Source organism: Sphingomonas sp. AC522, assembly GCF_979258125.1.
Genome location: NZ_OZ409836.1, coordinates 2,925,115 through 2,946,230 on the forward strand (window position 1 = coordinate 2,925,115; position 21,116 = coordinate 2,946,230).

Here is a 21,116-nt window from a genome sequence, read left to right on the forward strand (position 1 = left end):
TACCTTCTAGCGCTCAGTTCGCCGCGGCGACGATATTCAGCGCGGCATCCATGATCTTGGTAGTCGAGGCATCCGCGGGGATATCATTGGCATAGAAGGCGAAGATCAGCCGCTTGCCGCTCGCGGCGGTCAGATAGCCCGCCAGTGCGTTGCTGGCATTGAGCGTGCCCGTCTTGGCGAAGATTTTGCCCTCCAGCGGCGTGCCCTTGAAGCGATTTCGCAGCGATCCGTCCACCCCGCCGATCGGCAACGTATCGCGCCACTGCGCGCCCCAGGGTTGCCCCGAAATCCAGCGCAGCATCAGCACCACCCCGCGCGGCGCCACCCGGTTGTAGCTCGACATCCCCGAACCGTCGGACAGATCCCAGGCCGTCCGCGCTACCCCCGCGCTCTTGAGCATCGCCTCGACCTCGATCAGCCCATCAGCGATCGAGCCACTGCCGCGCAGCAGCGACACCCGCCGCAGCGCCAGATCGGCGTGCAAATTCTGGCTGACCTTGTTGATCACCTTCAGATCCTCGGCCAGCGGGACCGGCGTCAGTCGCGCGAGCATCGGCACCTCGCGGGCCTTTTCGAACGGCCCCGCCCGCCGCGCCGGATCGTCGCCAGGCAGCAGCGGACGATGCGCGGTCCGCACCTGCCCCTTCACCTTGACCCCGCGCGCCTCGAGCATTGCCTTGAACGTCCAGGCGGCAAGATGCGCCGGATCGTCGATCCCCATGCCATAGCGGTCGCCCTTGGCATCCTTGCCGATCGTCCCCGTCACCCGCACCACCCGCTCGAACGGCAGCCGGTCATAGCCGGTCGTGCTCTCCGAGCCCTCGACAGTCACCGTCAAATTCTCGACCGTGTAATAGCCCGAGCCGGTATCGACGATCGCGGGCTTGCCGAGCTCGCCCGGCTTGATCCGCAGCTCGATCTCATTGTCGTCGAGCGACAACGCCGAGACGCCGGTGCCCGAGCGGGTCGGGATGTTGTTCCAACTCATGCCCGGGCTCCAGCGCTGGTCGGGCATCGCGGTATCGTCCCCGATCACGTCGCGCACGCGCTTGGTCTTCGCGGCCACCGCATCGGCCAGCGTGGCGAGGCAATCGACCTTGCAATCCGCCGCGCTGGACATCCGCGCGTCGCCATAGCCGACCAGCACGACGTCGCGCCCCTCGATCCGCACCGCGGTCCCGCTCGCCGCGTCGGGAGCATTGACGTCCGCCGCCGTCGCGAAGCTCACTGCGGTCGAAAACAGCTTGGTATTCGACGCCGGGATGTACCGCCCATCGGGATCGATCGCGAGGATCTCGGTCCCATCCTCGTTGGCGACCACCAGCCCGAAGCGCGTGCCCATTGCCGCCTCGCCCAACTTGGCCTGAACCTGCCCGCGAAGGTCCTGCGCGGCGGCGGGAGTTGCGGCGGTCAGCGCCAATGCGAGCAGGAAAGCATGTCTCATACCGCCGAACCTAACCGGTACGAACCCCGCGGCAAGCGCGCGATGCGTCACGCGGCCATAACCGCGGCGCATGGGATCAGCGCTGCGGCCCGAACAGCCAGGGCTTCACCCGCCCGCTGGGCTTCGCCACCCCGTCGAGCCGCTCGGCGCGGATGATCTTGATGGGTTGCAGGATCATCTGCCCCTTCATCGCATCGCGCCCGCCCCCCGTCGGCAGCGCCAGGACGCGCTTGACCACATCCATGCCCGAAACCACCCGCCCGAACGCCGCATAGCCATTATTCCCCGGCCGCGCGTCCAGCCCCGGATTGGGGCCGACCATGATCGAGAAATTGGCATTGGCGGCATTCTCGTTGATCCCGTGCGCCATCGATACCGTGCCGTCGAGATGCTTGATCCCGGTCTTGCTGGTCGGCTCGAGCGGCAGCGGCGGCAGCATCCGTCGCGCATCCTGGCCAATCCCGCCCTGGATGAAGCCGAAGCGCGGATCGGACTTGCGCCGCGTCGCGCGATAGAATTCGGTGCCGTCGAGCCGCCCGTCATCGACATAGGCCATGAAGTTGGCCACCGTCTTGGGCGCGCGCTTCGCATCGAGCGCCAGCACGATCGCTCCCGCGGCAGTGACCAGCCGGACCCGGACGGTGCCGGGCGACTGGGGCGCGGAATTGGCAAGCGTGAAGAGCGCGAGAATCAGCAAAATGGTACGCATGGGCCGCCTTTAGGCGTCGTCGGCTGAACAATATATGGCTTCGTCGAGCTCGCCTTCCCACCGCGCCACTGTCGTCGCGACAGTGAGATTGGCGCAGGCGCTGGGCACGGTCCGGGTCATGTCGAGCAACCGGTCGAACGGCAGCACGAAGCCGACGACAAGCGCTGTCTGTTCAGGGCTTACTCCTACCGCCGAAAGCACCGCGGCCAGCATGAACAGCGAAGCCGAGGGCACCGGCGCGGTCCCGAATGCGGCCAGCGCGCCGGTAAGCAGCACGACCGCGTAGACTCGCGGCGTCAGCGGCACCCCGAACGCCTGCAGCGCAAACATGCTGAGCAAGCCGACATACATTGCCGTGCCGTCCTTGCCGATGCTCGCGCCCAGCGGCAGCACCGTCGAGAAAACCGAGCGCCCGACCCCCAAGTTTTTCTCCGCCACCCGCATCGCCACGGGCAAGGTCGCCGAGCTCGAAGCGGTCGAGAACGCCACCACCAGCGCATCGATTATGCCGCGGAAGAAGGGCAGCAGCGGCAGCCGGGCAAACAGCTTCAGGATCAGGCTGTGCACCAGGACGATCTGGATCAAGGATCCCAGCACCACCGCCAGTGCCAGCCAGCCGACATTGACGAACACCGCCGCGCCATTCGCGGCGACCGCGTTGGCGATCAGCGCAAACACGCCGAACGGCGTCGCTTCCATCACGATGCCGACCACCTTGAGCAGCACCGAGGAGAGCGATTGCAGCCCCGCCGCAAATGACTTGCCCGCCTCGCCCGCAATCACGGTGCCGACGCCCACTAGAATCGCGACGAAGATCAAGGCGAGCATATCGCCCTTGGCCAGCGCATCGACGATGTTGAGCGGGATGATGCCGATCAGCTGCTGATAGGGCGTCACTGCCTCGCCCAGGGCGTGCGGCGCCGCAGTGCCCAGCGGCGCGCCAATACCCGGCTGCACCAGCGTCGCGACCAACATGCCGACCGAGACCGCGATTGCAGTGGTAAAGGCGAAAAGCCCGATCGTCCGACCGCCAAGACTGCCAAGCCGCTTGGGATCGGCCAGCGAAGTGATCCCCGCCGCGATCGTCACCAGCACGATCGGCGCGACTAGCATCCGGATCGCGCGGACGAACAGATCGCCCATGAACTGGACATATGGCGTGCCTTGCGGCCAGACCAGCGCGAAGAGCAGCCCCAACACAAGCGCGCCCAGCACGCGCTTCCACAAAGCGATCGCGAACCACGCTTTCAGCATCAGCGGCAGCTCCCCGGCGTCGGCCTATGCGGCAATGCGCGGCCCGCAGCCTTGCCGGTCATCTTGCCCTTGTCGACCGCCAGCACGCCATTGACGACGACGCTGCGAACCCCGGAAGCCAGCAGGGTCGGTGCCTCATAGGTCGCCTGCGCGGCATAGGTCTTGGGATCGAATACGACGACGTCCGCGAATGCCCCCGCCGCCAGCCGTCCGCGCCCCTTCAGACCGAAAGTATCGGCCGTCAGCGTCGAGCTGCGATAAATGAACTGGCCAAGCGTCAGCACATGCTCCGCCTTCACATATTTCGCGTATTTGCGCGCAAAGGTGCCATAGACGCGCGGATGCCCCCCCGATGCGTCGGATCCGGTCATCACCCAGGGCCGGGCCATGAACGCCTTGATATCGTCCTCGCTCTGGTTGAACGAAACCACGCCCGGATCGCCGATCTTGATCGTCTCGATCGCGGCAGTGACGGCATCCTCGCCGCGCGCCTTGGCGACTGCGACCAGCGTCTGGTTGCGATACCGCCCTTCCACGATCAGCAGCTTCTCTGCGCCGCCTCGCTTGCGCAGATTCTCGACGATTCCCTCGCGCATCTTCTTGTCGAGCGAGGCGTCGCCGAAGCGCTTTAGCAATGCCGGCCGCCCGCCATCCTGCGCCCAGAGCGGCACCAGCGACGCGACCAGGCTCGTGCCGGATGCGGACCAGGGATATTGGTTCGCGGTCACCTTCTGCCCCGCGCGCCGCGCAGCCTCGACCTTGGCGATGATCGCACCCGCCTGACCCTGCACATCGACCCCGAGTGCCTTGATGTGGCTGATATGCGCGGGCAGCCGCCCCTCGCGCCCAATCCGGATCGCTTCGTCGATCGCTGCCGCCAGGCCGACAGTATACGAGCTTTCGTCGCGGATATGGCTGTCATAGGTCCCGCCGCGCTTGCCCGCCTCGCGCGCCAGGGCGATCACTTCCTCGGTCGTCGCGAAGCTCTGGGGCGCATAGAAAAGCCCGGTCGAAAGCCCCAGCGCTCCATGGCACATCGCGTCGCCGACCATCGTCTTCATCCGCGCCATCTCGTCCGCAGTCGGCGCGCGATTGTCCTCGCCCACCACCTTCTCGCGCACCGCGCCGAAGCCGACATAGGCTGCGTAATTGATCCCCACCGGCTTGGTCTTCGCACTGCCCAGCACCTTGGCGAGATCGGGATCGCCCCCGCCATCATTGCCGATAAACGCCGTGGTCACGCCCTGCATCAGAAACGCCGGCACCAGCCGCTCGGCGGGATCCTTCGAAGCGAGGTCTCCGCCCATATGCGTGTGCGGATCGATGAACCCCGGCGCGACGATCATGCCCTTGGCCTCGATCACGCGCACGGCGCTGACATTGATGCGGCGGCCGACAGAGACGATCTTGTCATCGCGGATCGCGACATCGCCGACGAACGGCGCCGCGGCGCCCGTATAGATCGTGCCTCCCCGGATCAGCAGATCGACCTTTTGCGGCGGAGCATTCGCGGCCCCCAGCGATAGTGCGACAGTCCCGAGAAGCAGCGCGGCCTTCATTGCGATCCCCAAAAGCCTCGCTCGGGCGGCAGGAGCATCCCACCTTCGTCCCGCACGCCGCCCGCGCGATCCTCCGCGAGCCATATCGGCCCGTCAAGGTCCACAAAGTCCGACATGCGTGCAACGTGCAGTGCCGCGGCGATCGACAAGGACGAACTGACCATGCAGCCGGTCATGAGCCCCAGGCCGCGCGTGCGGGTTGCATTCGCCAGCTCCAGACCCGCCGTCAGCCCACCGGCCTTGTCCAGCTTGACATTGACGACCTGATAGCGCCGCGCAACGACCTCCAGATCGGTCGCGACATGCACCGCCTCGTCGGCACAGATCGGAATGGCGGGCGTGAAGCCTTCCAGCCATTCGTCCGCTCCCGCCGGCACCGGCTGTTCGAGCAGATCGGTGCGCAGTTCGATCAGCAGCGGCTCGATCTTCCGGAGCAGGGCTTCATCCCAGCTCTCATTGGGATCGACGATCATCCGGCAATCCGGCGCCGAGGCGCGGACTGCGCGAAGCTGCCCCTCGGGATCGATCGCGTCGACCTTGACCTTGAGCAATGGCGCCGAAGCCACAGCCCGCGCCGCCGCGGCCATCGCCTCGGGCGTGTCGATCACTACCGTCAGCGCGCTCGCCAGCCGCACCGGCTCAGGCGCACCGATCAACGCGGCGACCGGCTTGCCGGCCTGCCGTGCCTCCAGGTCCCAGAGCGCGCAATCGATTGCGTTGCGCGCAGCCCCCGGCTGGAGCAGCGATTGCAGTGCCTGCCGGTCCGCGCCACCTTCGATTGCCGCGCGAATGCCCTCGATCTCCGCCATCGCGCTTTCGATGCTCTCGCCATAGCGCGGATAGGGCACGCCCTCGCCGCGCCCGGTCAGCCCGTTTGCCTCGATTGTCACCGTCACTACATCCGCCTGGGTTTTCACCCCGCGCGAGATGCGAAACGGATGCGTCAGCGCGAAGCGGTCGTGCTGCGCGCGGAGGGTGCGATGCATAGCAATTCGTCCAGGATCGCATCGACGCCGAATGCGATCGGGTCGGTGCAGGGCAGGCCCAGGGTAGCCTCGGTGATGCGGCACAAATCCTGCGCCTGCTCGGGCGCGAGGCCGGACGTGTTCAGGCACATGCCCACGGCGCGGACGTTCGGGCTGGTCAGCCGCGCGACCTGGAGATTGGCCTCGAGGCACTCCTTCAGGCCCGGCAGCTTACGCCCCGGAATCCCGCGCATATGTTCGCGGCTGGGATCGTGGCACATCACGATTGCCTCGGGCTGTGCGCCGTGGAGCAGCCCGGTGGAAACTCCGGCAAAGCTCGGATGGTAGAGCGAGCCCTGCCCCTCGATCAGATCCCAGCCATCGTCATTGCGCGCGGGCGCAAGCATCTCGATCCCGCCCGAGATGAAGTCAGCGACGACTGCGTCGATCGGCACGCCTGCGCCTGCGATCAGGATCCCGGTTTGCCCGGTGGCCCGGAAATCGGCCGTGATCCCGCGCGCCTGAAGGCCGCGGGTCAGCGCCAGCGTCGCATACATCTTGCCGACTGAGCAGTCGGTACCGACCGTGAGCAGCCGATGCCCCGCACGCGGATAGCCGTTGCCGACCTTCAGGTCCGCGGGCGGATCGCGCACGTCGAACAGCTGCAGCCCCTTGCTCTCCGCCAGCGCGACCAGCCGCGGCTCGTCGCGCAGCCGCTGGTGCAGGCCCGAAGCGATGTTCATCCCTGCTTCCAGCCCCGCAATCGCGTCAGCGATCAGGTCTGGACCCATGCTCCCGCCCGAATTGGCGATGCCGAGCACCAGCGTCTTGGCGCCGGCGGCAGCGCCTTCGGCCATGGTCAGCCGCGGCAGGTCGAGCGTGAGTGGGCAATCGTCGTGTCGGAACTCGCCGACGCAATCCTCGCGGCGGAAGGTCGCAAGCCCGCGCGAGGTCTTGATGCCGATGAAATCGGTGCTGTGCCCGAGATAGAGGAGATACGGTGCTGGGATCATCGCTGCGAGCGTATCGCCGCGGCACGGCCGCGCACGCATATATTGTGCGCGCCCGCCCATAGCCGTTCGTTATGAGGCGGCGATCACGCGCTCGAAGGTCTTGAGGAAATCGGTGGCGAGCGCCGTCGGCGGGCGGTTGGTCAGGAACATCGCATGCACGTCGAACCGCACGGCGTTCTCCAGCGGCCGCATCGCCAGCCCCGGCCCCAGCGAAGCCTGCGCCGTGAAATTGTCCACCACCGTCAGCCCCACCCCCTGCCGCACCAAAGCCGTCGCAATGTAGAAAGTCCGCGCCGAAATCACTTCGTCCAGTTCCACTTCAGCGCGCAGAAGCTCTTGGTTGAATATCTGGCCGATCGGGCCGCTCTGGCCCACGCTGATGAAGCGCTTGCCCGCCAGCAATTCGATCCCGATCCGCTCGGGCGCATTCGGGATATCGTCCTCGCGATAGAGCACGACCAGTTCGCCGCCGCCGATCTTGCGGTGCCCCACCGGCGCAGCATGCGGCACCTCATAGGCGACCGCGATCTCGGTCTCGCGCTCGTATAGCTTGCGGAGCAGATCGTCGTGATGGACCGTCTGGAGGTCGAACTTCACGCTGTCATGCGTGCGCAGGAATTGCGACACGGCAGTGGGCAGCGCGCTCAGCGCCAGGCTGGGCAGTGCCGAGATGCGCAGCATGCCACCCGCCCCGCGCCGCAAATTCCGCCCCGCCTCGCGCAGCGCATAGACGCGGTCCTGGATCTCGGAGACTTCGCTGAACAGCGTGTGTGCGTCCTCGGTCGGCACCAGCCGGCCCGATGCGCGCTGGAAGAGCTGGAAGCCGAGCAGCGATTCCGCATGGCGCAGCATCTTGGAGACCGAGGGCTGCGACACGTTGAGCGCCCGCGCGGCGCCGCTGACCGAGCCGTTGACGTACACGGCGTGAAAGATCTCGATATGCCTTAAGTTCATAGGTTGGCAGCCTATCGCAGTTTGCGAAAAGAGGAAGCGGGAGTCATGTTGCGCGCATGTTGCTCAGCATGCTTCTCCTCGCCGCGGCGCTCCCGCAATCCACCCCGTCGCAGCCGGTTGCCCAGGTCAGGGTCGCCTTCGATGCGCGGGGAGAAACCGGGATCAAGGTCTCGGGCCTCGCCGATATCGCAGCGAAGCGACCCATCGGGATCGACGACCCGGTCCGCGTCGCGTCGATTTCCAAGATGGTGGTGGCGATCGGCGTGCTGCGGCTGGTCGAGCAGGGCAAGCTCAACTTGGATGCGGACGTATCGCGCTATCTCGGCTGGAAACTGCGCAACCCGGCTTTCCGCGACAAGCCGATCACGCTCAAGCTGCTGCTCTCGCACCAGTCGAGCCTCACCGACACTGTCGATTACGTTCTGCCGCTCGATGCAGACATGCGCGCGATCCTCGAAAAGCCCGAAGCGTGGGATGCCAAGCACGCGCCGGGCACTTGGTTTCACTACACCAATTTTAACACGCCGGTGGTGGCCGCGGTGATGGAAAAGGTCACCGGGGAGCGCTTCGACAAATTGATGGCCCGGCTGGTGCTCACGCCGCTCGGGATCGATGGCTGCTTCCAGTTCACGACCTGCTCGGAATCGGCGATCAAGCGCGCCGCGACGATCTACCGCGCCGGCCAGCCGACCAAGGACGATCACAAGGGCGCCCTGCCCGCCTGCCCCGTCACGCCCGCCACCGACGGAAGCTGCGATCTCGCAGTGTGGAAGGCGGGCCGCAACGGCGCGACCTTCGCGCCCCAAGGCGGTCTGCGCATATCGGCGCGCGGCCTCGCGCGGATCGGGCGCATGCTGCTCAACCGCGGCACGCTGGACGGCGCCCGCATCCTGTCTCCGCGCTCTGTAGCGACGCTAGAAACCCCGCTCTGGACCTACAATGGCAGCAACGCCGACGTGGACGGCGGCTTCCACTGCACCTACGGCCTGGCCACCGAGATCCTCGCCACGCCGACCGCGGAGTGCCGCGACGATCCCTTCGGCGACGGCAAGCGTCGCTTCGGCCATGCCGGCGAGGCATATGGCCTAAAGTCCGGCCTGTGGATCGATCGCGCGAGCGGAACCGGAATCGCCTATTTCTCGACCGACGTGCCGGCCACGCCCGGCAAACGCTCCGCTTTCAGCCTGACCGAAGAAGCCCAGGCGCGACCGTTCGACTAAACGGCCGCGCCTTGGTTTCAGCGCCCTCTCAGGTCGGCCGCATCCAGGTCGAGCGACGCCGCGGGAACGACTTCCACATCCGGATGCGCCGCGCGCAACTTGTCGATGAACAGCTTCGAATCGCCGACAATCACGATGGTCGCCCTGCTGCCATCGACCGAAGCGCGCGCCGCTGCCCCCGCCGCTTCGGGCGTCACCTTGCCGATCCGGTCGCGCATCTCCGCGGCCATTGCCGGCGGCAATCCCTGCTGCGTCATCGAAGCGAGCGTCGCGGCAAACCCCTGGCTCGTCTCAGATTGACGACCGATAGCCCCTTGAAGGAACGCGATGCGCTGGCCCGTCGTGGCAGCGTCGAACGGTTCGCCGGCGAGCCGCTTGAACTCGGCAAGGATGATCTCCACGACCTCGGGCGCGCTTTCGTTCTTGGTCTGAGCGCTCGCAACCATCATGCCCGGCCCCGAACGTCCGAGCAGCGAACTGCTCGCGCCATAGGAAAGCGCGCGCTTGACCCGAATTTCCTGGAACAGCCGCCCATTCGTGCCAGCTCCGAGGATCGCGTTGGCCACCATCAGATCGGGATAGTTCGGGTCGCGGCGTTCCGGGATGCGCAGTCCGGCGGTTACTGCCGATTGCCCGGCGCCGGGCATATCGACCACGATCAGCCGCGGCCTCCCAGCCGTGCCGCCCAGAGCCGCAGGCGCAACCGGAGCCGTCCCGCTCGCCTGCCAGCTTCCGAAAAGCTTGTCGGCAATGCGCTTGGCATCTGCCGATGCAATTCCGCCCGTGACGATCAAAGTCGCCGTATCCGGACGCCACCACATGTTCCGCTGGGCAAGCAGATCGTCGCGTGACAGTGCCTTCAGCGATGCAGGCGTGGTCACGCCGCCATACGGCGCCGCGCCATAGACGGCACGCTGCATCGTCATCCCTGCCAGCGAGCCCGGATCCTTGCGCGCGACCTGGAGCTGATCGACCGTGCGGCGGCGCTCATTCTCGAACTCATCTGCTGGGAAGGAAGCGTTGCGTGCGATATCGGCGAGGATGGCCCCGGCCGCATCGAGCGCCGCAACCGGCGCCGTGATGCTCAGCGTCGTGCCGTCGGGGCCGGCGGTAGCGTTGAGATCGGCACCCAGTGCCTCGACCTGCGCCGCGATCTGCTGTGCCGAGCGCGTCGTCGTGCCCTTGGTCGCGAGCTGTGCGGCCATATAGGCCAAGCCGCTGCGCCCGGCAGGGTCGGTCGCGTTGCCGCCCTTGAACACCAATGCGATCGTAGCGATCGGCACGCTGCCGGTGCGCGCGCTCACAAGCCGCATGCCATTGGCGAGTTGTGCTTCCTCGATCACCGGTGGCGTAACCGGCACTGCCGCGGACGGCTCGGGCGGAGCCTGGCGTTCACCCTCGGGCGCCAGCGTCAGCGCCACGCCCGTGGCCCGCGGAACCGAGGCCCAGACCGGCATCGGCACCGGGTTCTTCCAATCGTCCTTCGCGCCTGCCGGGCGCTTGCTCTCATCGAGATAGCGGATGTCGACCCGCGATTGCGGCGACAGATATTTCCGCGCGACACGCTGCACGTCCGCGGCAGTCACTTTCCCCATCGCCGCGAGCCGTTTGTCGAGCGCTTTCGGGTCGCCAGTGCGCACCAGCGCCTCGCCAAGCGCGAACGCCCGTCCCGAAAACGTCTCGCGCTCCTTCAGTGCAGAGGACAATATCTCATTCTTGGCTTCGGCCAGTTCTGCCGCGGTCACCGGCTGATCGCGCAGCTTTGCGATCTCCGCTGCCAGTGCCTTCTCGGCATCCTCCACCGCAGTCCCGGTGGCGAGCGTCACTACGGGCGCCAGGAAGCCGCCATCCTCGACATCGGAGAAGTTGGTATAGGCCGAAGTCGCAATCGGCTTGTCGAACACCAATGCCCGCTTGAGCCGCGAGCTGTCGCCAGTCGCCAGGATGCCGTCGAGCACAAGCAACGGCGCCATATCCGGATGCGCCGAGCCCGGGATCCGCCAGCTCGACGCCACCAGCGGCAGCGGGACGTTGGGCGCATAGGTAGTGACCATCCGCGGGCTCGTGCGCGGCTTCTCGACGGTCTTGATCGCCAGCGGGATCGCCGATTTGCGCCGCGGGATCGCGTCGAAATAGCGACCGACCAGCGCATCGAGCCGCGCGGGATCGAAATTGCCTGCGACGATCAGCGTCGCCGTATCCGGGCCGTAATAGGCTTCATGAAACGCCCGCGCATCCTCCAGCGTCGCCGCATCGAGCTGCTCCAGGCTGCCAATGCCGGATCGGCGATTGTTGAGCGTGTCATAGCTGTTCTCGTCGAGCACGAGCCGCAGGCGCCCATAAGCCGGCGCAAGCACGCGCTGGCGAAACTCCTCCTTCACGACGTTGCGCTCGGTGGTGAAGACCTCGTCGTCGACCACCGGGCGCGCCATCCGCTCGGCATGGCTCCACAGCATCGTCTCGAGATATTGCGCAGGCACCGTCTCGTAATAATTGGTGCGGTCGAACCAGGTCGATGCATTGCGCGACCCGCCGACATTCTCGGTCAGCCGGTTGATCATGTTGTAGGGCATGTTGCGCGTCTTGCGCGAGAGGATGTGCTCGAAGAGATGCGCGAAGCCAGAGCGGCCGTCGGGATCGTGCTTCGATCCGACATCGTACCAGACTTGCACCGTTATGTTGGGCGTGGTCGTGTCGCGGATGGCGATGACCTTGAGCCCGTTTGGCAGCGTCCGCTCGGTGAAGGCCAGTGGCGGGACGGCGATGCGGGCGGGTGCCGCCTGTGCATGCGCCAGGCCGGGCAGTGCCACGCCGGAGAGCAGGACGGCAGCGCCCAGCCGGCGCGCGAAACGAGTGATCATTAGACGAGAATCCTTCGCGAGTTCAGATCCTCAAATCATCACAAGTGTCCTATCAGCGCAATACGCTTCTCAACGCCTGCCGCCACGCGGCGGCGCGGTCGAGCTTCGCAGCACCAGGCTGGCGGGCACTATCGTGGGTCCATCGGGGGTCGGGCGCCCCGCCCGCTCGTCGATGATCAGCTCGACTGCGCGTGCAGTCACTTCGGCGATCGGCTGGACGATCGCGGCGAGCGGCGGATGCGTCTGGCGCACGATCGGCGCATCGTCGAAGCTGATCAGCGAGAGGTCCCCCGGAACGTCCATCCCTCGCTCATGCGCCACGTCGAGCGTGGCGAGCGCCATGCGATCGTTGCTGGCGATGATCGCCGTCGGCGGTTCGGGCCCGTCCAGCAACTGCGCGGCGGCGATTCGGCCAGAAGGCGAGCTGAAATCGCCCTCGGCGAGCAGCCCCTCGATATCGAGCCGCGCCGATTGCATGGTCGCGCGCCAGCCTTCGACGCGCCAGCCGCTCAGCACATAATCCGAAGGCCCGGCGATGAACCCGATCCGCCGGTGGCGAAGCTTGATCAGATGCTCGGTCGCGAGCCGCGCCGCGCGCTCGTCGTCCATCGTCATTGCAAAGCCCGGTCCCTCGGCGAGCGAGCCGATCCGCGCAAAGCTGATATGGTGCTCGGCGAGCATTTCGGTGATCAGCGGATTGTCCGAATGCGGGGGCGTGAGGATCACTCCGTCGGGGCGAAGCGCCGCTATCGCCGCCGAAAGCTCGCGCTCGATATGGTCGCTATGCGTGTCGACCAGTTCGACGATCAGCCGGTAGCCATATTCGGCACATTTGAGCATGCCGCCGAGCATCATCTGATCGACCCAATCGGTGCCTTGCCGCTCGCGCCAATCGGCAATGGTACGATCGCGATCGTTGAGCGTGACGATCAGATAGGAGCGCGAGCCCCCCATCTGCTGCGCCGCGATCGAGGGGACATAGCCGAGCTTGGCGATCGAGGCCTGCACCCGCGCCTTCATCTCGGGGCGGACGTTGGGCTCGCTATTGATGACGCGGCTCACCGTCTGGAGCGAGACCCCCGCATCCGCCGCAACATGCTTGATCGTGATCGATTGCTTCTTGCGCGCCATGCCGGCTCAGGCCGCCACGGCGCGGGGGCCGCCACAATATTGCGCAACATAATCGGCATGGGCGGGCAAAGTCGCGACGGTGCGTTCGACTTGCTCGCTGAGGGCGGTCATCAGCTTGGCAAGTTCGTCGTCGCGCAATTTCTCGGCGATCGGATGCCAGGCGCGTGGGGTGATCCCCTGCCCCATCATCACCTGCACCCAGCTATTCTCCGCAAACAGCTCGTCATTCTTGCGGAAGACGCGCCCGGTCTCGCGGAAAAGCTCGATCTTCTGCGCGAGCGTGTCGGGGATCTCCATCGACTGGCAATGCCGCCAAAAGGCGCTGTCGCGGCGATCGGTGACTTTGTAATGCAGCACCAGGAAATCGCGGATCTGCAGCGCGTCGGTCAATTGCTGGTCGTTGAACTCGTCCACGTCGCGCTGGCTGATTTCGCGCAGCGGCATCATCCGGATCAGCCGCAACACGGCACGCTGGATCAAATGGATGCTGGTCGATTCGAGCGGTTCGGTGAACCCCGCCGACAGGCCCACCGCGACGCAATTGCGATGCCATTGCTTGCGCCGCACGCCGGTCTGGAAGCGCAGGAAATTGGGTTCGGTGGCGGGCTTGCCCTCGATCTCGCCCATCAGCCGCTGATGCGCCGCATCGCGATCGAGATAACGGCTCGAATAAACCAGCCCATTGCCCACCCGGTGCTGGAGCGGAATCCGCCAGCGCCAGCCGGAATCGTGTGCGATCACGCGCGTATAGGGCACCGGCGGCGCCACGCTCTCGGTCTGGATCGCAATCGCCGAATTGCACGGCAGCCAATGCGTCCAATCCTCGAAGCCTGCGTGCAGCGCCTGCTCGATCAGCACTGCGCGAAAGCCGGTGCAATCGATGAACAGATCGCCCTCGATCCGCTCACCCGATTCCAGCGCCAGCGCGGCGATGTCGCCGGTCTCGCCGTCCAGCTCGACGCGGGCGATCTTGCCTTCGACGCGCTTGGCGCCGTCGCCTTCGGCCATCTTGCGGAGAAACTGCGCGTAGAGCCCGGAATCGAGCTGATAGGCATAGTTCATCCGGTCGTCCGGCAGATGCGCGAACTTGCCCTGCAATGCCGCGACCAGTTCGAGGCAATAATCGTCGTACGAGCCGGCAAAGCCCTTTTCGCGCGCGAGCAGCCAGAAATGCTGGAACCCGGCGGACCAGTGATCCTTGCCCGTCATTCCGAACGAATGGAAATAGCGGTGCCCCGGCTCCTTCCAATTATCGAACAGGATGCCGAGCTTGAAGGTCGCCTGCGTGGCGCGCATGAAATCGGCTTCGTTGATGCCGAGCAGCCGATTGTAATTCACCAGCGGCGGGATCGTGGATTCGCCGACGCCAATCGTGCCAATCGCGTCTGACTCGACCAGCGTCAGATCGACCGCGCGGCCCATCGTCCGCGCGATAGCGGCGGCCGCCATCCAGCCCGCAGTACCGCCGCCGGCAATTACGACACGGCGCAGGCGATCCTCGTTCATCGGTTCAAAGCCCTAAGCAGGAAGGCGCGGATCCGGCCCGCGCTCTCGGGAGTATGCGGCGCGAGCACGCCGCGCGCCTGCTCCGGGATATGCGCCACCACGGCCTCGTCGTTCGCGAACACATAATGATCGAACATATCCCGCCAATGCGCCTTCTCGTCCTCGGGCAAGTCGCGGATCGCCATCATCGCCAGCGTCAGCGCGTCCTGCGGCTGGCCCAGCCAGCGCGGCGTATCGCGCCACCAGTAATTGACCAGCACATTGAACGGCTCGAGCCCCTCGACATGATGCCACCAAGTCGACGGAATGTGCAGTGCATCGCCCGGCCCAAGCTCGGCGACCTGCGCATGCCGCAATGCCTCGCGGAAGCGCGGATGCGCGGCGAAGTCCGGCGCGTGGAAATCGACCATGCTGACCGCGCGGCCCGCGGGCGTATTGTCGACCGGCCCGAGGTAGAGATTGCGGAACTGGTCGGGCGGAAACAGCGTGAAGCGCCGCCGGCCGACTGCGACGCACGCCAGATTGTCGGGAAAATCGTTATGCGCGGCGATGCGCGTGGGCGTTCCCATCCAGATGCTGGCGATGCACGATCGGTCGCCCAGATCGACATGATTGGCGGGGTGCAGCCCGTCGAAATACTCGTGCACGTCGATCGAGGCGAGATAGACCGGCGGGACATCGGCCTTGCCTTCGTCGAGGTCGATCTGACCGAAGACTTCGCCCAGCGGCGCCTGAACCGTCTCGAAATTCATTCCCATCGCGGCATCGTAGAACAGCCGCCCGCCGCTGCCCCGCGCACCGACCGCAACGGTGAACGGCCGTTTCCGCGCGCGCTCCGCCAGATAGTCACGCGCCGCTTTGCCCGATTGGAGCCCGGCCTTCACCAGCGGCCAGTCCGCCACCAGTCCGCGCACCACGAATGGCGCGTCGGCCGCGCGCAGCGTGGCGTCGAGGTCCCCCGCCCCCGCTACCGTCACTTCCGGGGCCGGCGTCAGCGCGCTGAAAATGCCGGGATCGGCTTCAGCCATGCCCACGCCGGTTCTTGCGGGCAATCAAACCGGACAGATTGGCCAGCGATGCCAGTGCCATGAAGATCGGCATGAGATATCCCGCAGCATGGAGCTCGCCCAGCGCAGAAGCATCGAGCGCCTGCAACTTCTCTTCGTCGATCACATGAAACCCGACCAGTCGATTGGTCGCGCCATCGTCGAGCGTGACTTCGAGGATCAGCGGCTCGAGCAGATCGTATCGCGCGAGTGCCGCAAAGAAATCGCCCGAATCCTGAAAGCCGGCGTCCAGCGTGCCCAGCTTCTCGATGATCGTCTCGAGATAAGGCGAAGGCCGCCCGGTCTCGTCGAACACCCGCACACCCTCGTCCCCACCGATTCGCGGACTCGCCATGTCGATATGAACTTGCTTGGTCTCTTGATCGCCCGGACGGCCCCCAATCAGGAAGGGTTGAATATCCATCGACAGCGGCCGATGCCGCGCGTCCCAGCGACCGCCCTCCAGATACAGATTCTCGCCGGTCTCGAACCCGAAAATCGCCAGCGCAGTGAAGCCGGTGCGTTCGGCGTTCATGCGAAACAGGATGGGATATTCGTTTTGCACCTGGCGGAACTCGTCGGGCACCACGATCGCGGACATAACCGCATCGCCAAGCTCCGCCCCCCGCTCGCTGCGGATCCGCAAATCGCCATGGTCTTCGGAAGTGAGGATCGCGTGGTCGGTCATTCTGCCATTCTTCTGCCCGAGGTTCGTTCGGCGCGCAGCGCATCGAGATAGGCGCGGTTGCTCGGCAGGCTCGACGCGAGCGCCCGCCCGCGCTGCTCGGCCTGCCGCATCTGCGCCACGACGAAATCTGTCGCTGGGCTGCGGATAGCGCCGGCGGCGGGCGGCGGAAAGCCCATCCCGTAGAGCACATATTGGTAGCTCGCGGCGGGGAAGATCTCGTCGGCCATTGGCAGGTCTGCATGCGAGGGCGGCTGATGCCGCCAGATCTCGAGCAGTTCCACCAGGCGCGGCGGGATCGACGCCGGATCGCGATGCGCGCGCCAATAGGGCTCGTCGCGCTGGCTCGGCACATAATGCAGCTTGAGGAACTCGACGATCCGATCCCAGCGATAGCGGAACCGCTCGTTGAAGCGCCGCGCATGGCTATCCATGCTCCCGCGCGTCGCCGGGAAATTGTCGAGCAACGCGTCGAGCGAAAGCTCGGTCAGCACAATCGCGGACGCCTCCAGCGGCTCAAGAAACCCTGCCGACAGCCCGATGGCGAGGCAGTTGCGCTCCCAGAAGCGCTCGCGGTGCCCCGAGCGGAACGTCAGCCGCCGGAACGAAGGCGCACCGGCGCCGCTCCCGGTCGCGTGGATATAGCCGGCCAGCGTTTCTGCGGCCTCTTCGTCGCTGGTGAATTGCGAGGCATAGACGCAGCCGATGCCGCGCCGTTCGGGCAGTCCGATGTCCCAGATCCATCCCGCCGCGTGCGCAGTGGCAGTCGTCTGCGAGGCAATCGCGCTTCCTGGCTCGACCGGCACTTGCACCGCCAGTGCGCGGTCGTTGAACAGCACGTCGCTGCGATCGATAAACGGAACGCCGAACTGCTCCCCGATCAGCAGCGCCGCATGCCCTGTGCAATCGATGAACAAATCGCCGGCCAGCCCGCCATTCTCGCGGGTCTGCACGGCGGCCAGATCGCCATTCTCCGCACGCTCTACGCCAGTGACATGGTCACGGACATGCACCACGCCCAGCCGCTGGACCGCATGACGCGAGAGCAAGCCCGCAAGCTTCGCCGCGTCGAGATGATAGGCGTAATTGAGCGCGCCAGCATAATCGGGCATCGCCCGCTGCCGCGGCGCGAGATCGAGCGCGGCCACGCGCGGCTGAGGGCCCATCGCCTGCGCAAAGGACAGGTCGCCCGAAGCGCGCCATGCCGAGACCAGTCCCCGAGGCTCGCCATCGATCGGCGGGGTGAAGGGATGGAAATAGGAATCGCCGGCCGCGCCAGTGCGCCAGCCATCGAAGCGCGAGCCCTGTTTGAAGGAGGCATCGCAAGCGAGAAGGAAATCAGCTTCGCTGATGCCGATCCGCTCGAGCGTCCGCCGCATCGTCGGCCAGGTCCCCTCGCCTACTCCGATCGTGGGAATGTCCGGCGATTCGACCAGCGTAACGCTAAGCGGCGGCGACGCTTCGGGATTGGCGCGCGCCGCGATCAGGCAGGCCGCGAGCCATCCGGCGGTCCCCCCGCCGACGATCACGATCCTGCGCACTGCCGTTTCCAAGACTATTGCCCCGCTTGCCCGCGCGCGCAGCCTGCCGCGCGGGAAGGAAGAAGGCCACCCCCCGAAGGAGGTGGCACTTCCCGCAACTTCCGATCCGGTGCGACCCGGTGGATCAGAAGCTGAACCGAACGCCCCCGGAGTAACGCGCATAGCCCGGGGAGGCGAAGGCGGCGTTACGATCGGAGCGCAGATGGCCGCGACGGCCCTCTCCGGTTAGGTTGATGCCTTCGACAAAGGCGGTGAGACCAGGCGTGAACTCGTAGCTCGCGCTCGCGTCGATCTGCCAATACTTCTCGACATAGAATGGGTTGGCGCCGGTTCCTGCGAGGAACTTGTCGCGCCAGTTCCAGGCTACGCGCGCCTGAAGGCCATTCTTGTCATAGAAGGCGACGGCATTGGCGCTGTCGCTCAACCCGGTCAGCGCGAACTGAGTCACACTGGACGGCTTGGTATTGTCATACTTCGCGTCGCCATCCACCTTGGTGTAGTTCAGGATGACGCCGAAGCCGGTTTCCCAGAAATTATGCTGGATCGCGAATTCCCAACCGCGGAGGTTGGCCGTCTGAGCGCTGTTGATCGGCGTGTTGATCTGGAAGGTCAGCAGCGGATCTTCCGGCAGCGCGAGGATGTTGCCCGTCGTGCAGCCCGAAGGATCGGTACCGGTCTTGACCACCGATCCGGGATAATTGTTGAAGATGAACTGACGAATGCCGCAGGGGGTCGAGCCTGCTCCGGCAGCCACCGCCGCATTATAGCGCGGACCATTGGCGACCGTGCGGAGGCCAAAGGCGTTTTCGTTGGCCCTGCCCTGCGAGATGAAGTTCGACACATCCTTGTTGAAATAGCCGACCGACATATAGCTCGACGGGGCGTAATACCACTCGGCCGAAAGATCGATGTTCTTCGACTTGTAAGGCAGCAGGCCCGGATTGCCGCGGCTGCCGGTGCCGAACGCGATGCGGAACTGGTTGTCGAGCGTCAGCCCACCCTGCAGGCTGCCATAATCCGGACGGGTGATTGTGTGGCTATAGGACGCGCGCAGCTTCACATTCTTGATCGGCGTGACGTCGAAATCCACATTGGGCAGCCAGTTCTCATACTCGCCCTTAAAGCGCGAAAAGTCCTGCTGACCCGACAGGATCACGTAGAATTCGTTGGCCGCATTCCACGATGTGCCGTTGGGGATCGGAACCAGCGCCTGCGAGTCGATGATGGTATGCTCGTAGCGCACACCGCCGGTCAGATGGCTGGTATTGCCGAACAGATCGAACGCGGTGTTGACCTGGAGATACGGCGCCAACGTCTTTTCGGAGATGCGACGATCGGTAGTGAACTCGGCAAGGCAAGTGCCCGCCGCCGCCTTGCCCTGCTGCGGCTTGCTGCAGATGCCGTACTTGCTTTCGAGGATGCCGGCGAGGCGCTCGAAATCATAGCGGTAGAAGCTCTGGATCATCCCCGCACCGGCACCAGACACGCCCTTGAACTTGTCAGGCAATGTGGTCAGCGTGAAGATGTCGTCGGGGATGTCGGATGCCGGGCCGGCACCGCTCCACGTCTCGTTCTGGATGAAGCCGAACGCCGAGCGGACCTTGCTGTCCGTATAGGAGGCGCCGAAATCGATGCTGTCGAGGAAGCTGCCGTCATGATCGTAATGACCGCGCAGCTGGGCCTGGTTGATCTCGTTCTTGAAATAGGCGTTGCGGAATGCGTTGCCGGTCGGTGTGATCAGCGCGCGATTGAGCGGATCGATCCCCGGATGCATCGAGTAGGAGAGGACCGGCAGGTCGTTCTCGAAATTGACCGTCTGGCTGGCGACGCCGAACACGGCATTGCCCACCGAAACGCTCGAACCGTATTTGTTGGTCGGCTTCGATTCCGCGGTCGAGTGATGGAAGTCGAGATCGACCGTCATCCCGCCCGGCGCATCCCAGCGCAGATTGCCGCCGAGCGACTTGTTGACACTGCGGTTGGCAGTCAGCGCGCCGCTGTACGACAGATCCTTGCGCTCGCCGGCGCCGAAGCGCTCGGTGTAGAATTTGGGACCGGCAACCGGGCCGTCGGTCCAGCTGCTCGACGTGTCGTTGTGATTGAACCAGATGCCGACATTGCTGTTCCGCACTTCAACGGTGTTGCGCGAATAGGTGTAGTCGATCGTTGCTGTCAGGTCGTCGACCGGGCGGAATTGCAACACGAGCTGGCCATTGATGCGCTCGCGATTGATGTCGTTGAGGTCGTACGATGCGTTCTGCGGCACCTGATAGACGTCGGTCGGATCGGGCCGATTGGTGATGTTCGCGGCGCGCGGATCCGGCGCCATGGCGAGCGAGCCCCAATTGTTTTCGGAGCCCAGATAGCCGTCGCGCCAGCCAACATTGGCGGTGTTCACGCTGGCCTTGCGCTTCTGGTACGAGCCCGTGAGCAAGATGCCGACGCGGTCGTCCATGAAGGTGCTGCTCAGGATGCCCGAGACTTCGGGAGTGATCACGTCGCCGCTGTTGCGCGACGTATCCCAGACGCCCTTGGCGGAAATGCTGCCGCGAAGGCCGGGCCGATCGAGCGGACGCGGCGTCTTGATGTTGATCGAAGAGCCGATGCCGCCCGATGCGATCGTGGCGCGGCCGGTCTTGTAGACTTCGACCCCGGCAATTCCTTCGGACGCCAGGTTGGCGAAGTCGAACGAACGCGTCGAAGGCGCGCTCCCGCCGTCGCCGAGCGTCGAGGTCGGCATCTGGCGGCCGTTGAGCGTGACCAGATTGAATTCGGGGCCGAAGCCGCGGACGGTGACGGTCGAGCCCTCGCCGTTCGAGCGGTCAATCGAGACGCCGGTGATGCGCTGGAGGGATTCGGCGAGGTTCGTATCGGGAAACTTGCCCATGTCTTCCGAAGAGATCGCATCGACCACGCCCTGGCTGTCGCGCTTGATCTGCATCGCCTGCTCGAGGCTAGCTCGGATGCCGGTGACGACGATGTCGCCGTCCTGTTCGCTGACAGCGTTGTCTGGTGCCGGCGCAGTCTGATCTTGCGCGAATGCAACGCCCGGCGCTGCGATCAACGCCAATATCGAGGCGCCCAGCGCCAGCGACGACATCGAGTGACGATTATTGCCCCTCATCCTCATCCTCTCCCTCCCATAAGCGGCTCGGTTTCATCCGTTGCCATCGTTGAGAACGTTCACTTCACCTCTTTGTCTTGCGTTGTCAAGTGCCGTCATTCGGG

Annotated in this window: 15 protein-coding genes; 1 reads left to right on the forward strand and 14 read right to left on the reverse strand. The window is 65.4% G+C overall.

Annotated elements, in window-relative coordinates:
* Window positions 1–13 precede the first annotated feature (13 nt).
* From dacB to ACZZZM_RS14800, 7 genes are all read right to left on the reverse strand, one after another.
* Window positions 14–1,444, reverse strand: a complete 1,431-nt coding sequence (dacB, locus tag ACZZZM_RS14770; protein ID WP_463595841.1) for a D-alanyl-D-alanine carboxypeptidase/D-alanyl-D-alanine endopeptidase — start codon at window positions 1,442–1,444, stop codon at window positions 14–16.
* A gap of 76 nt (window positions 1,445–1,520) precedes the next feature.
* The gene (locus ACZZZM_RS14775) at window positions 1,521–2,153 is read right to left on the reverse strand and encodes a peptidylprolyl isomerase (protein ID WP_463595842.1); all 633 of its coding nucleotides are present in this window, start codon (window positions 2,151–2,153) and stop codon (window positions 1,521–1,523) included.
* Window positions 2,154–2,162: 9 nt separating this feature from the next.
* Window positions 2,163–3,407, reverse strand: a complete 1,245-nt coding sequence (locus tag ACZZZM_RS14780; RefSeq protein ID WP_463595843.1) for a dicarboxylate/amino acid:cation symporter — start codon at window positions 3,405–3,407, stop codon at window positions 2,163–2,165.
* Window positions 3,407–4,966 carry an N-acyl-D-amino-acid deacylase family protein gene (locus ACZZZM_RS14785; protein WP_463595844.1) on the reverse strand — a complete coding sequence of 520 codons (1,560 nt, stop codon included), beginning with the start codon at window positions 4,964–4,966 and terminating at the stop codon, window positions 3,407–3,409. The genes ACZZZM_RS14780 and ACZZZM_RS14785 overlap by 1 nt, the downstream gene beginning before the upstream one ends.
* Window positions 4,963–5,952 carry an N-acetyl-D-Glu racemase DgcA gene (gene dgcA / locus ACZZZM_RS14790; protein WP_463595845.1) on the reverse strand — a complete coding sequence of 330 codons (990 nt, stop codon included), beginning with the start codon at window positions 5,950–5,952 and terminating at the stop codon, window positions 4,963–4,965. The genes ACZZZM_RS14785 and dgcA overlap by 4 nt, the downstream gene beginning before the upstream one ends.
* Entirely contained in the window at window positions 5,910–6,944 is a 1,035-nt protein-coding gene (gene dgcN, locus ACZZZM_RS14795) for an N-acetyltransferase DgcN (RefSeq protein WP_463596457.1), read from the reverse strand. The genes dgcA and dgcN overlap by 43 nt, the downstream gene beginning before the upstream one ends.
* A 69-nt stretch (window positions 6,945–7,013) precedes the next feature.
* Window positions 7,014–7,898: a LysR family transcriptional regulator gene (locus ACZZZM_RS14800; protein ID WP_463595846.1), complete on the reverse strand. Its 885-nt coding sequence runs from the start codon at window positions 7,896–7,898 to the stop codon at window positions 7,014–7,016.
* 56 nt (window positions 7,899–7,954) lie between these two features.
* Here ACZZZM_RS14800 and ACZZZM_RS14805 point away from each other — a divergent pair, with 56 nt between their 5' ends.
* The gene (locus tag ACZZZM_RS14805; protein ID WP_463595847.1) at window positions 7,955–9,118 is read left to right on the forward strand and encodes a serine hydrolase domain-containing protein; all 1,164 of its coding nucleotides are present in this window, start codon (window positions 7,955–7,957) and stop codon (window positions 9,116–9,118) included.
* 17 nt (window positions 9,119–9,135) lie between these two features.
* On the opposite strand, the gene ACZZZM_RS14810 is transcribed toward ACZZZM_RS14805, so the two are convergent.
* The 7 genes from ACZZZM_RS14810 to ACZZZM_RS14840 all read right to left on the reverse strand — a co-directional run bounded on the left by ACZZZM_RS14810 (window position 9,136) and on the right by ACZZZM_RS14840 (window position 21,012).
* Window positions 9,136–11,979, reverse strand: coding sequence for a M16 family metallopeptidase (locus ACZZZM_RS14810; RefSeq protein WP_463595848.1), 2,844 nt, complete (start codon window positions 11,977–11,979; stop codon window positions 9,136–9,138).
* A gap of 69 nt (window positions 11,980–12,048) precedes the next feature.
* Entirely contained in the window at window positions 12,049–13,110 is a 1,062-nt protein-coding gene (locus ACZZZM_RS14815; protein ID WP_463595849.1) for a LacI family DNA-binding transcriptional regulator, read from the reverse strand.
* A 6-nt stretch (window positions 13,111–13,116) separates the two neighbouring features.
* Window positions 13,117–14,616 carry a tryptophan halogenase family protein gene (locus ACZZZM_RS14820; protein ID WP_463595850.1) on the reverse strand — a complete coding sequence of 500 codons (1,500 nt, stop codon included), beginning with the start codon at window positions 14,614–14,616 and terminating at the stop codon, window positions 13,117–13,119.
* Window positions 14,613–15,644 (reverse strand): cupin-like domain-containing protein, encoded by a 1,032-nt coding sequence (locus tag ACZZZM_RS14825; RefSeq protein WP_463595851.1) that lies wholly within the window; start codon window positions 15,642–15,644, stop codon window positions 14,613–14,615. The genes ACZZZM_RS14820 and ACZZZM_RS14825 overlap by 4 nt, the downstream gene beginning before the upstream one ends.
* Complete coding sequence (locus ACZZZM_RS14830; protein WP_463595852.1) at window positions 15,637–16,350, reverse strand: SapC family protein; 714 nt, start codon at window positions 16,348–16,350, stop codon at window positions 15,637–15,639. Before ACZZZM_RS14830 ends, ACZZZM_RS14825 begins: the two co-directional genes overlap by 8 nt.
* On the reverse strand, window positions 16,347–17,900 hold the full coding sequence (locus ACZZZM_RS14835; RefSeq protein ID WP_463595854.1) for a tryptophan halogenase family protein: 1,554 nt from the start codon (window positions 17,898–17,900) through the stop codon (window positions 16,347–16,349). The genes ACZZZM_RS14830 and ACZZZM_RS14835 overlap by 4 nt, the downstream gene beginning before the upstream one ends.
* Window positions 17,901–18,012: 112 nt before the next feature.
* On the reverse strand, window positions 18,013–21,012 hold the full coding sequence (locus ACZZZM_RS14840; protein ID WP_463596458.1) for a TonB-dependent receptor: 3,000 nt from the start codon (window positions 21,010–21,012) through the stop codon (window positions 18,013–18,015).
* Between the last annotated feature and the right edge of the window lie 104 nt (window positions 21,013–21,116).

Bases quoted from the DNA above. Each gene is read 5' to 3' on its own strand.
- ACZZZM_RS14805 (WP_463595847.1), top strand. From the start codon at position 7,955: ATGTTGCTCAGCATGCTTCTCCTCGCCGCGGCGCTCCCGCAATCCACC.
- ACZZZM_RS14800 (WP_463595846.1), bottom strand. From the start codon at position 7,898: ATGAACTTAAGGCATATCGAGATCTTTCACGCCGTGTACGTCAACGGC.
- ACZZZM_RS14820 (WP_463595850.1), bottom strand. From the start codon at position 14,616: ATGAACGAGGATCGCCTGCGCCGTGTCGTAATTGCCGGCGGCGGTACT.
- ACZZZM_RS14825 (WP_463595851.1), bottom strand. From the start codon at position 15,644: ATGGCTGAAGCCGATCCCGGCATTTTCAGCGCGCTGACGCCGGCCCCG.
- ACZZZM_RS14785 (WP_463595844.1), bottom strand. From the start codon at position 4,966: ATGAAGGCCGCGCTGCTTCTCGGGACTGTCGCACTATCGCTGGGGGCC.
- dgcA (WP_463595845.1), bottom strand. From the start codon at position 5,952: ATGCATCGCACCCTCCGCGCGCAGCACGACCGCTTCGCGCTGACGCAT.
- ACZZZM_RS14810 (WP_463595848.1), bottom strand. From the start codon at position 11,979: ATGATCACTCGTTTCGCGCGCCGGCTGGGCGCTGCCGTCCTGCTCTCC.
- ACZZZM_RS14830 (WP_463595852.1), bottom strand. From the start codon at position 16,350: ATGACCGACCACGCGATCCTCACTTCCGAAGACCATGGCGATTTGCGG.
- ACZZZM_RS14780 (WP_463595843.1), bottom strand. From the start codon at position 3,407: ATGCTGAAAGCGTGGTTCGCGATCGCTTTGTGGAAGCGCGTGCTGGGC.
- dgcN (WP_463596457.1), bottom strand. From the start codon at position 6,944: ATGATCCCAGCACCGTATCTCCTCTATCTCGGGCACAGCACCGATTTC.
- dacB (WP_463595841.1), bottom strand. From the start codon at position 1,444: ATGAGACATGCTTTCCTGCTCGCATTGGCGCTGACCGCCGCAACTCCC.
- ACZZZM_RS14775 (WP_463595842.1), bottom strand. From the start codon at position 2,153: ATGCGTACCATTTTGCTGATTCTCGCGCTCTTCACGCTTGCCAATTCC.
- ACZZZM_RS14815 (WP_463595849.1), bottom strand. From the start codon at position 13,110: ATGGCGCGCAAGAAGCAATCGATCACGATCAAGCATGTTGCGGCGGAT.
- ACZZZM_RS14840 (WP_463596458.1), bottom strand. From the start codon at position 21,012: ATGAGGGGCAATAATCGTCACTCGATGTCGTCGCTGGCGCTGGGCGCC.